Raw genomic sequence first — 10,450 nt, forward strand, 5'->3', positions numbered from 1 at the left:
CGAAACTCGAAACTCGAAAATGCTAAAAAAGTCCGTACTCTTCTGTTTCTTCTGCATGTTGGTGCATTAAGTGATCTGGGCGAAAGATAGCGCTGGGATCTATAAGTACACTATGTTTGTGCTCAAGTTTAATTAACCCTCGCATCATATTTTTAGTTTGTGTTTCAATATCAAAACCTACATCTGTTAGTTTGTCTAATGGCTTTATATCTTCTTTCTTATAGCTGATATTGTCTTCTACTTTATCTACAAGTAATCCTATGTGCGGGTTTCTGCCATCCTTAGTCGTAAAAATGATGATTGGCTTATAGTCTAAAATAATTTGCTCTTTGGCTGATTCAAACACCCTAATCAGTTGCGTAAAGTTACCGCCTCTTTCTATATTGAGTTCAATCAGGGCTTGTTTTCTATCGCCTTTTTTCACTAATTCAATGATTTTGTTGGCGTGCGTGTACAAACGAGTGTGAGGTATTTTAAAGCGCTCTATGATGGCTTTAAGATCTTCATTTTCTGTTTTAAAACTGCTGTACCACTTTGAAAAACTCGATTGCTGAATATCGGTATTGTTATTGAAGGGCTGATTTTGGTTAATGCTATTTTCAAGTGCGAAAAACCATTCATGTTGTTTTTGTTCCCACTCACTAAATAGATCAACTAATGAACGGTTAGTATCCTGTGTAGATTGTTTATTCAGAATAATACCTAGATCAAATATGGGGGTTGGGGTTTCCATATAGTCTTTAACACCAATAAAGCTTTTGTTGTCGTTAGGTAATGAGGTTAAATTATCTTCAAAACGTTCAGTTAAAAGTATGTCGAGAATTTTCAGTGAAATGGTTTTTTGACCCACCCTAAAATTTATTAAATCCATAGTGTCCTCACTTCCTAGATTGATAGTTTAAGAATAGAACATTATTTAGAAAGCGCAGTAATTTTGTTAAAACGCAGAGCGATAGACAATATGTGTATTTTCATCTGTTTTATTGATGAATAGTGCATGTAGTTTCGGTCTTCAATAAAAGCTATATTCAAGTGATGCATTAAGTAATTTTTTAATGGTAGAGGGCAACGATGAGGTTTACTTGAGCACTATTAATGCCTCCATTTTATTTACCTGATTAAAATAGACATTACCACCTTGGTAAAGTTGTTCGCCAATTTGTTTTGCAGGTCCAGTTAAAGGAGTAAACATACCAAGCTTGATAACAGGTTTGTTTTCTACATAACTGAAGAGGCTGTTAAAAAGTAAAAGAAATAGCTGAGTGCTAAGGTCTAGGTAGTTTTTTAAGTAAATATTGCTGATACCAATTAGTTACAGCTTGTTTTAATTGTTTGTTGAGTGATTTATTACCATTGATTTTCAAGGCTGTTTGTGCTTTTTGTGGAGACCAATTTTGCAATATTAGCCTAATAAAAAGGCATTTGGTATTTTCATCACAATTGAGCAAGCTACCGGGTGTACTCCAAAGCGTGCGCCACAGTAAAGGTTTAATAGCATGCAATTGGTAGTCTGTTGTTAATAAGGATTTTAGTCGTCTGTCTAAATGGTAATCTACATGTTCTGGTATAAAAGCAGTAAGTATTTGCTCAATTAACTGTATGTCTAGCTGATTAAAATGATCGAATAGTTGTAATGCAAAGTCGGCCTGAAATTCACTTTCGAGTTGATCATTTAAGGTATTGTCATGAATTAAACTTTTGATCACTAGCGCGGCATACTCTGCAGTTGCTTTATCTTGTTTGAACCCGAGTTTAATTAAATTAAACCCCGCAGTTTGCCAAAATCTTAGTAAGCTAGCATTTGCGCCAAAACTAGCACCAAACCAATGACAAGTGGTGGCTAATTGTTGCTCGCAATGCGCCAATAATTTTGAGCCAATTTTGTTGTTATGTTGGGATGGGGCAATAGCAATGCGCACCACACGAGCACAGTTTAAAGAGAGTATACTTGGATCAACAGTTAGTTGTGCTAAGGTTTGCGCCATTAAATGGCCTTGTGGCCGGCGTTTACCACTGGCGATCTGTTTACTTATTACGGTATTTAAACCACCTTCAATAGCAATTAAACATACTCCAATAAGTGTATTGCGTTGTTGGCAGGCAAAAATACGCTGGGCTGTGGCATCCAATAGGTGGCGCAAATCATTCACGCTGGTTTGATAGTGCGCTAATGATAATAACCCTATGACTTCGCGAAGTAATGTTTCATCACAGGCTAATTCAGCCGCTTTTAGTTCAGTAAACTGTAGTGTAGCGCTATCAAGCTCAGTATTTTTGTAGTCGGCATCTAGGGCCAGTAATTTGCAAATATGTTGTTCGAGTGGATCAGCTGCAGCAAAACGAATTGGTTGCTCTAGATTAACACTACGCATATTTTTAAAGTGTGTTTCTAAGTAGCGCCTAAAGCGTAAAGTATAACCACGACCATTTCCTTCATAGCCAATCATAGTGCTGGCAAATACTACTCGTGGGTAATGATCGAGCATTTTGATAAGCATGGGCACAGGGATTGCTGCAGCTTCATCAACCAACAGCACATCGCACTGAGGCAACTCACTTAATAATTGATCGGGAGCAATGTAACGTAAGTTAGCGAGTTGTTTTTGTGGGGCTTGATAATCGATTCCTTGTTCGTCAGCAAAGTGTTTAAAGCTGCTATGCAGCGCTGAAAATTGCTGTGAACAGATAATTATATCTTTACCGCTTAGCTTTGCAGCTGCAAATCCCAATGCAGCGGATTTTCCTCGGCCCCGATCAGCGCTGATCAATAACGGGCGATTTGCTCTTCCTGTTGCCGTTTTAATTATTTGCTCAATACAATACTGCTGCTCTATCAGTGAAATTACACCCGCTTTAGGGCTAACTTTAGGTAACCGCTGCCAGCCACTAGTTTGGTTAAAATGTGGCAGAGAGTTATCGCTGAGCAAACGAGCTAAACGCTGATTAAAGTAGCTGTGCTGGCGTTGTTGAGCAAATGATTGAAAAGTCTCTAGAGCAGGATCGCACCAATGTTGTAAGTCAGCAAGCTCTGGCAAGAGTAAAATGAATAAGCCGCCAGCTTGGACAGTTCCGCTCAGTGCTGCGAGTTTGTCTGGTACTAGCCCACTAAAGCCATCATAAATAACATGTTGGAATTCTTGGCCCAGTATTTGATGAGTATGTTCAGGCCAACTGCTGTTTGTCAGATCGTCATTGTTTGATAATACTTTGCACAGGGTCGGATTCAATTGCTGGTATAATTCGTTGGCTTGTTGGTAACACCAATTTTGCTCGCCAGTAATTAGCAGTAATTGCCTATGTTTTGCATAGGCAAGTTGCGTGAGAAATGTTGCAAATTGCGGGCTAAATAGCTTGCAGTCGTGCATACACTGTTACTAACCATTTGCTACCAAAGTCATCAAAGTTAACTTGTACGCGTGATTGTGCGCCACTGCCTTCATAATTGATCACAGTACCCACACCAAACTTAGCATGTAACACGCGTTGCCCTAAATTAAAGCCGCTTTCTTCAAAAACAGCATGGCTTACTGATGAACTGAAGCGTCCTGCTGCTGGCGGGCGAGATACTTGGGTTTTGATACGAATTTCTTCAATACAATCTTCCGGCATCTCACGTAAAAAACGTGATGGACTGTGGTATTTTTCTTGCCCATAGAGGCGGCGACTTTCAGCGTGACTTATGTAGAGTTTTTCCATTGCGCGAGTCATGCCGACATAACACAGGCGACGTTCTTCTTCTAAGCGACCAGATTCTTCATTACTTTGCTGAGAAGGGAACATGCCTTCTTCAACACCGACCATAAATACCAGTGGAAACTCTAGGCCCTTTGCTGAGTGCAATGTCATCATTTGCACTGCATCTTCATGTTCTTCTGCTTGACCATCACCGGATTCAAGCGAGGTATACGCTAAAAATCCTTGTAGTGGTGAACTAAACTCTTCATCTTCAGGTAGTTCGTACTGACCACACGCGCTAATAAGCTCTTCTAAGTTTTCTACTCGCGCACGGCCTTTTTCGCCTTTTTCAGCTTGGTACATCGCCATTAAGCCGGATGTTTGAATTGCGTATTTGGCTTGCTCTTCTAATGTGAGATCGCTAATTTTATCTTCAATATGTTCAACCAACTCAACAAACTTAGTAACAACACTGGCGGCACGCCCTGATAAGTGCTGTTGTTCAATAATGGCTTTAGCCGCATACCAAAGTGGCAATGATTCAGCGCGAGCGCAATCACGTATATGGCTGAGTGTTTTATCACCAATACCGCGCGCTGGGGTATTAATAACCCGTTCAAAGGCTGCGTCATCTTGGCGGTTCCCTACAAGGCGTAAATAAGCAAGGGCGTCTTTGATCTCTTGACGTTCGAAGAAGCGCATACCGCCGTAAATACGGTATTTTAAGCCTTCTTGCAACATGGCTTCTTCAAGTACCCGCGACTGCGCATTACTACGGTATAAAATTGCGGCATCTTGCAGTGCATTGCCGGCATTGAGCCAGCTACGTAATTTGCTACTAACAAAGCGTGCTTCGTCGAGTTCATTAAAGGCGGCATACACTGAGATTGGCTCGCCATCATTACCATCGGTCCAGAGGCTTTTACCCATGCGCTCGGAATTGTTTTGAATAAGCGCATTGGATGCTTTTAGAATGGTAGCTGTTGAACGGTAGTTTTGCTCAAGACGAATTGTTTCGGCTTCAAAGTCAGTTAAAAAGCGTTTAATGTTTTCAATTTTTGCACCACGCCAACCATAAATACTTTGATCATCATCACCAACAATCATAATGCTATTGGTGTCGCCAGCGAGTAATTTTAGCCAGGCATATTGAATGGTATTGGTATCTTGGAACTCGTCTACAAGCATGTGCGCAAAGCGTTGCTGATAATGGCGCAACAAGGTTGGGTTGTTTTTTAGTACTTCAAAACTACGTAGCAGAATTTCGGCAAAGTCAACTAAGCCTGCACGGTCACACGCTTCTTGATAAGCAGTATAAACTTTGAGCATCATTTGCTCGTTAATATCATAGGCTTGAATGTCTTTTGGACGTAGGCCTTCGTCTTTCTTTGCGCTGATATACCAACCGAATTGCTTTGCGGGCCATTTTTTATCATCGATATTCATGGCTTTTAATAAGCGTTTGATCATTCGTAGCTGATCGTCTGAATCTAAAATTTGAAATGCTTCGGGCAGATTGGCTTCACGGTGATGGGCGCGTAAAATACGGTGTGATAAACCATGGAAAGTACCGATCCACATACCACCTACGGGCGCTTGAAGGGCTTGCTCTACACGCGTGCGCATTTCTTTGGCGGCTTTATTGGTAAAGGTTACTGCAAAAATACTGTAAGCAGAGGCTTGCTCTACTTGCATAAGCCAAGCGATACGATGAACCAGTACTCGAGTTTTTCCTGAGCCTGCGCCTGCCAACACCAACATATTTTGCAGTGGAGCAGCTACGGCATCCCGTTGTTTATCATTTAAACCGTCGAGTAATTCTGAAACGTCCATCATCACGCCTTTTCAATCAATATTGTGAGCAGTATAACAGGTGTTTTTGTTAGGCTAAATAAAATACTGTTTTTATAAACAGTTAATTTCAAAAAGTTCTTTGTTCTATTCGCAGTGCTTTTTAGCTAAGCTATTGTTGTAAGCAATATTTGCTGTAGCCAATTTGACTGATATTTAGTAAAAACCACTATTAAAGGAGAAACTTTATTAGCTAGGTTTGTTATAACTTTTTGATAGTTAATGAGTTAAAGAATTGGCACGATGTGTGTAAGTATCTAATAAGAAAATCAAATTAATAAATTGAGGTTAACATGGCAGAGCAAGGTTCAGGCGGTAATGTAATTGCGGCAATTTGTAATATCTTTTTTCCAGGTCTTGGGCAATTAGTCCAAGGCAGGATCATGGCAGCGATTGGTTTTTTCCTCGCTTGGGTTATTAGCGGTGCGCTTATTTATGTTGCGATTGGCTTTATTTTACTTCCTATCGTTTACATTTGGGCGATTATTGATGCCGCACGCTTTAAAACCTATCGGTAGCAATTCTAATTAAGAAAATAGCGCTTTATAGCGCTATTTTTGTATCTGGCTTTCTTAATTCACAGCTGACTAGGGTATAATCCTAGGCATGAGATGTATTTAGGTAAAGTTATGGAATATCAATTTATACGTGATCCAATAAGTGGCTTACGTATTAAAATTAGCAGTGAACATGCAGTAATTGGCCGTTGGCTGAATGAAGAAATCGGCAAAGAAAAAATAGCTATGGTACAGGCTTTGATCAGTGCTGTTGCCACAAGTTTTGAGCCTTTAACTTTACAGGGGCAAGAAATTGATTTGATTTTAAATAAAGACGAAGCGATTTTTGAAGCACATGCACTACACCAAGATTCAGAAGATTTGTTAGCCTATCAAGATGATGAGCTAATGCTAGAAGAAAGCGGCTTGAGCAGTGGCTGCGGTTTTGAAGATTTTGTTGATTTAATTAATTCGTGGCAAGAGTTCGCATCTGGAAAGTAAACAGAGAGCTGAGGCTCTCTGCTAAGTAATTATTTACTGTTCAGATACCGATTTCACGGCTGCTAATAATAAGTTTTCGGTTAAGCGAACCTTGTAATTTGGGTTTGCATACTGAAAATGCACCAAGCCTTTTTTATCAATTACAAAAACGGCTGGAACCGGTAAGGCGACCTTTGCTTTGCCATCAAGAGACACAAAATTAACCCCTAATTTATTGCGGTAAATGGTTGCTGTTTTATCATCGAGATAAAAAGCTAAGCCAAGTGCTTGGCTTAAAATCAGACTATCGTCAGATAGTAACTGATAGTTTGGTGAATCAATTTTACTTTCAGCCAGTTTTTCAGGGCTATCAGGTGAAACCGCGATAATTTGTGCGCCTAACTCCGCTAGCTCAGCTTCAATTTTTTGTACATTAGCCAGTTGCTTAGAGCAGTATGGGCACCAACCACCACGGTATACGATTAAAACAGTGGTTTTTTCTGCGAAGCGTTCAGCTAAAACAACATTGTTACCGTCTTTATCTTTTAGCGTTAAAGCTGGAATTGTTAAGCCGGGCATTAAAGGGCTAACTTTTTCAGCAGCAGAGGCAATATTGGTTGCAGTCGCAGCATTAGCAAAGCTTGCAACAAAGAATGTGCATGCAAGTACAATAGATTTAAACATAGACCACCTTATTTCAGTTATTTTAATAGTGAAGTTTACAGAGTAACAGTACAAAGCTTTTCCTCCAATACGCTCCTTGAGCTGATTTGTGTATACCTGTACTATTAACCGTAATTAAATAGAGTAACTGGGATCGAAATGTCTGCCAATTTAAATAAACTAGTGGTGATGCTAGAAATGCAAAATGCCATGAATACCAAAGTTCATGATCAGTGGTTTAGCCAAGGGTTTGAGTGGTATCGCGCGATCTGGGTTGAATGTGCTGAAATGCTTGATCACTACGGTTGGAAGTGGTGGAAAAAGCAAACACCAGATACAGAGCAAGTGATTCTAGAGCTTGTCGATATTTTTCACTTTGGTTTATCACTACGAATCGACGGAGTAACCAGTTACACCGAGCTGGCTAAGCAGCTTGAGCAACAGTTAAGCGCACCGCAACAAGCCAATGATTTTAAACAGACGCTAGAAATTTTAGCAGCATCAGCGGTTGCTGATAAAACCTTTAATGCGGCTGCTTTTGCAGGTTGTATGGCGCAAATAGGCATGGGTATCGATGATTTATATCGTGGCTATGTTGGTAAAAATACACTTAATTTTTTCCGCCAAGATCATGGTTATAAAGATGGTAGCTATATTAAAGTTTGGCATGGTCAAGAAGATAACGAGCATTTAGTCGAGGTGGTAAAGAGCCTTGATACTGAGCATGCTGATTTCGCAAAGCTTGTTTACCAAGGCTTAGAGGCTCGCTACCCGAAAAGCTAGGGAAGTAGCGTGCGAAAATCAGTCACGTTTAAATAATCTCTGAGTTCATTGTGCGGTTGTTTGCTATCAGGGTTAGCAACCGCCAATAAATGACCTATACCATACTCTTTAGCGGCATTTAGCACTGCTAAACTATCATCGACAAATAACGTTCGTTGTTTCTCAAAACCTAATTCTGCCTGTACTTGTTGCCATAATGGTTGGTGTTCTTTACTTACACCATATTGATGCGTTGAGATCACCCCATCGAGATAATTATCTATGTCGGTTTGCTCAAATTTGAGCATCACACTTTCTGGATGCGCGTTGGTTAATAATATTAATTCTTTACCAGCTTTGCGTAGTGCCGTTAAAAACTCAGGCACATCGTCACGTACTTTGATCAAATGCTGGTGTTGGCGTTTTAGTTCCATGATTGGCAGGTTAAGTTGTTGTTCCCAGTACTCCAAGCAATACCACTGAATTTGCCCGCTGACTGCTTGATAGCGTTTGAGAATATCTGCTTGGGCTTGCGCTAAACTGATATTTTTAGCAATGGCGAGTTGCTCGGGGATCACCGTTAGCCAAAAGTGATTATCAAAATGGAGATCGAGTAAAGTACCATCCATATCTAACAGTACTGTATCGATTTTCGACCAATTTAGCATAGGAATTTCATCTCATAGGGTTTATTATTAAACTAACTGCCATGATAGCAAATTAATGCCAATGACACAGAAAAAGCACCCAACACCACCACAAATTCTTAGCTGCGAAGTGGTTGCTAAAAGCCGCCTATTTACGGTGGAATCACTTGAGCTTAAGTTTTCAAATGACGAACAGCGTCAATATGAGCGGATCCGCGGCGGTGGCCGAGGCGCAGTAATGATTGTGCCATTAACCACTGACAATGAATTATTGTTGGTACGTGAATACTGCGCAGGCACTAATGACTATCAACTTGGTTTCCCGAAAGGACTAATTGACCCAGGTGAAACTCCTGAGCAAGCCGCTAATCGAGAGTTAAAAGAAGAAGTGGGCTTCGGTGCTGAGCAATTACAAACACTGAAAACAGTGTCTATGGCGCCCAGTTATTTTAATGCCACTATGCACATACTGTTTGCTCAACAACTGTATCCTGAGGCTTTAGTAGGCGATGAGCCTGAAGCTTTAGTGGTTGTTAAGTGGCCATTAACTGATTGGCAGTCATTATTACAGCAATCCGATTTCACAGAAGCACGAAGCGTTGCAGCTTTGCTATTATTAACTAAGTATTTAGAAGTAGGAGCTGCGAATGATTGAATTACTTGAGCCATGCATTGAACTTGCACAAAGTGCAGGTGCTGCAATTATGGCAATTTACAAGAAAGATGATATTGGCCAGCAAGAAAAGTCAGACCATACCCCCGTAACTAAAGCCGACTTAGCTGCTAATGATGTATTGGTTGCCGGGTTAAAAGCATTGGCGCCTGATATTCCTATCATGTCGGAAGAAACACCGATCCCAGCTTTAGCTGACAGACAAAACTGGCAGCGTTACTGGTTGCTCGATCCAATGGATGGCACAGGAGAGTTTATTTTAGAAAGCGGTGATTTTGCTGTTAATATCGCTCTGATTGAAAACAATCGCCCTGTACTTGGGGTGATCTATTGGCCTGCGAAAGAAACCACTTATTTTGCCAGTTATCAAAATGGTGCCTTTAAGCGTATTGATGGTAAAGATCAACAAATTAATGTTGCTACTCCTGATAACTTAACCTTAGCGGTCAGCCGTCGCCAAAAGATTGAAGCAGTGAGTCAGTACCTGAATATGCAGTTTACCACGGTTGCTGTGGGGTCTTGCTCCCTAAAGGCTTGCATTGTCGCTGAAGGTAAAGCTGATTGTTTTTTACGAATAGGACCAACGGGTGAGTGGGATACGGGCGCATCGCAAATCATCGTTGAAGAAGCAGGTGGGTGTATTACTGATGCTGAGTTTAACCCGCTAACCTACAATCAGCGTGAGAGTACAGAGAACCCTGATTTTATAGTAATGGGTCACCCTGATTGGGAATGGCAAAAAATGATAAATCCACATCAAAGAGCTGTTTAATCGCTCTGTTTGTTTGCTTTTTGTGCGGTTAAACTGCTTTAAGTGGTTTAACAGTTGCATTCTAATTTGATTACTATATTATAGCGCTCTCTTCGAAACAGGCTCGCAAATAACACGAAACTGTTAAGAAGAAATTACAGGCGCGGGATGGAGCAGCCTGGTAGCTCGTCGGGCTCATAACCCGAAGGTCGTCGGTTCAAATCCGGCTCCCGCAACCAATTTCCTTTAGAGGTTTGAGGTTACTGTAGAATGTAAGTTAAGGAAAAGCTTGTCGGTCTCAGCTCTTCATTAGCCAGCAAGGGTAGTCGTTTTAAATCCGGCTCCCGCAACCAATTCTTTTATTAAAGATTGGTGCTGTAAAACTCTAACTTAAGAGATTAAATTAAGTAGTCGATAGACTTAAAATATACAGGCGCGGGATGGAGCAGCC

General features: G+C 40.7%; 10 protein-coding genes and 1 tRNA gene. 6 read left to right on the forward strand and 5 right to left on the reverse strand.

The annotated features are described in order from the left end of the window. Positions 1–22 precede the first annotated feature (22 nt). The 3 genes from CWB85_RS20900 to uvrD all read right to left on the reverse strand — a co-directional run bounded on the left by CWB85_RS20900 (position 23) and on the right by uvrD (position 5,508). A complete protein-coding gene (locus tag CWB85_RS20900; RefSeq protein ID WP_138555934.1) occupies positions 23–871 on the reverse strand; it encodes a CZB domain-containing protein in 849 nt (282 codons plus the stop codon). 394 nt (positions 872–1,265) lie between these two features. Next, positions 1,266–3,365: a tRNA(Met) cytidine acetyltransferase TmcA domain-containing protein gene (locus CWB85_RS20905; protein ID WP_138555935.1), complete on the reverse strand. Its 2,100-nt coding sequence runs from the start codon at positions 3,363–3,365 to the stop codon at positions 1,266–1,268. Continuing rightward, positions 3,343–5,508 carry a DNA helicase II gene (gene uvrD, locus CWB85_RS20910; protein WP_016710124.1) on the reverse strand — a complete coding sequence of 722 codons (2,166 nt, stop codon included), beginning with the start codon at positions 5,506–5,508 and terminating at the stop codon, positions 3,343–3,345. Before uvrD ends, CWB85_RS20905 begins: the two co-directional genes overlap by 23 nt. A 311-nt stretch (positions 5,509–5,819) precedes the next feature. Here uvrD and CWB85_RS20915 point away from each other — a divergent pair, with 311 nt between their 5' ends. Both CWB85_RS20915 and CWB85_RS20920 read left to right on the forward strand, forming a co-directional pair. Beyond that, entirely contained in the window at positions 5,820–6,044 is a 225-nt protein-coding gene (locus CWB85_RS20915; protein WP_016710125.1) for a hypothetical protein, read from the forward strand. A gap of 111 nt (positions 6,045–6,155) precedes the next feature. After that, positions 6,156–6,524 carry a YacL family protein gene (locus tag CWB85_RS20920; protein WP_138555936.1) on the forward strand — a complete coding sequence of 123 codons (369 nt, stop codon included), beginning with the start codon at positions 6,156–6,158 and terminating at the stop codon, positions 6,522–6,524. Between the two features lie 33 nt (positions 6,525–6,557). Here the strand turns inward: CWB85_RS20920 and CWB85_RS20925 are convergent, their stop codons facing one another. Further along, positions 6,558–7,187 (reverse strand): peroxiredoxin-like family protein, encoded by a 630-nt coding sequence (locus CWB85_RS20925; protein WP_138555937.1) that lies wholly within the window; start codon positions 7,185–7,187, stop codon positions 6,558–6,560. A gap of 138 nt (positions 7,188–7,325) precedes the next feature. Between CWB85_RS20925 and CWB85_RS20930 the strand changes: the two genes are divergently transcribed. Next, positions 7,326–7,949 (forward strand): dUTP diphosphatase, encoded by a 624-nt coding sequence (locus tag CWB85_RS20930; protein ID WP_138555938.1) that lies wholly within the window; start codon positions 7,326–7,328, stop codon positions 7,947–7,949. Here CWB85_RS20930 and yrfG read toward each other — a convergent pair. Beyond that, complete coding sequence (gene yrfG, locus CWB85_RS20935) at positions 7,946–8,596, reverse strand: GMP/IMP nucleotidase (protein ID WP_138555939.1); 651 nt, start codon at positions 8,594–8,596, stop codon at positions 7,946–7,948. The genes CWB85_RS20930 and yrfG overlap by 4 nt on opposite strands. A gap of 61 nt (positions 8,597–8,657) precedes the next feature. On the opposite strand from yrfG, the gene nudE reads away from it, so the two are divergent. The 3 genes from nudE (at position 8,658) to CWB85_RS20950 (ending at position 10,238) form a co-directional block, all read left to right on the forward strand. Further along, positions 8,658–9,230, forward strand: a complete 573-nt coding sequence (gene nudE, locus CWB85_RS20940) for an ADP compounds hydrolase NudE (protein WP_029216259.1) — start codon at positions 8,658–8,660, stop codon at positions 9,228–9,230. Continuing rightward, complete coding sequence (gene cysQ / locus CWB85_RS20945) at positions 9,223–10,020, forward strand: 3'(2'),5'-bisphosphate nucleotidase CysQ (RefSeq protein WP_016710130.1); 798 nt, start codon at positions 9,223–9,225, stop codon at positions 10,018–10,020. The genes nudE and cysQ overlap by 8 nt, the downstream gene beginning before the upstream one ends. A gap of 141 nt (positions 10,021–10,161) precedes the next feature. Next, positions 10,162–10,238, forward strand: a tRNA-Met gene (locus CWB85_RS20950). The last annotated feature ends 212 nt before the right edge of the window (positions 10,239–10,450 follow it).

It is taken from the genome of Pseudoalteromonas sp. S1727, assembly GCF_005886375.1.
Lineage (GTDB): Bacteria > Pseudomonadota > Gammaproteobacteria > Enterobacterales > Alteromonadaceae > Pseudoalteromonas > Pseudoalteromonas haloplanktis.

Coding starts and splice junctions, on each gene's coding strand:
- yrfG (WP_138555939.1), bottom strand. CDS start 8,596: ATGCTAAATTGGTCGAAAATCGATACAGTACTGTTAGATATGGATGGT.
- cysQ (WP_016710130.1), top strand. CDS start 9,223: ATGATTGAATTACTTGAGCCATGCATTGAACTTGCACAAAGTGCAGGT.
- nudE (WP_029216259.1), top strand. CDS start 8,658: ATGACACAGAAAAAGCACCCAACACCACCACAAATTCTTAGCTGCGAA.
- CWB85_RS20905 (WP_138555935.1), bottom strand. CDS start 3,365: ATGCACGACTGCAAGCTATTTAGCCCGCAATTTGCAACATTTCTCACG.
- CWB85_RS20900 (WP_138555934.1), bottom strand. CDS start 871: ATGGATTTAATAAATTTTAGGGTGGGTCAAAAAACCATTTCACTGAAA.
- CWB85_RS20920 (WP_138555936.1), top strand. CDS start 6,156: ATGGAATATCAATTTATACGTGATCCAATAAGTGGCTTACGTATTAAA.
- CWB85_RS20915 (WP_016710125.1), top strand. CDS start 5,820: ATGGCAGAGCAAGGTTCAGGCGGTAATGTAATTGCGGCAATTTGTAAT.
- uvrD (WP_016710124.1), bottom strand. CDS start 5,508: ATGGACGTTTCAGAATTACTCGACGGTTTAAATGATAAACAACGGGAT.
- CWB85_RS20925 (WP_138555937.1), bottom strand. CDS start 7,187: ATGTTTAAATCTATTGTACTTGCATGCACATTCTTTGTTGCAAGCTTT.
- CWB85_RS20930 (WP_138555938.1), top strand. CDS start 7,326: ATGTCTGCCAATTTAAATAAACTAGTGGTGATGCTAGAAATGCAAAAT.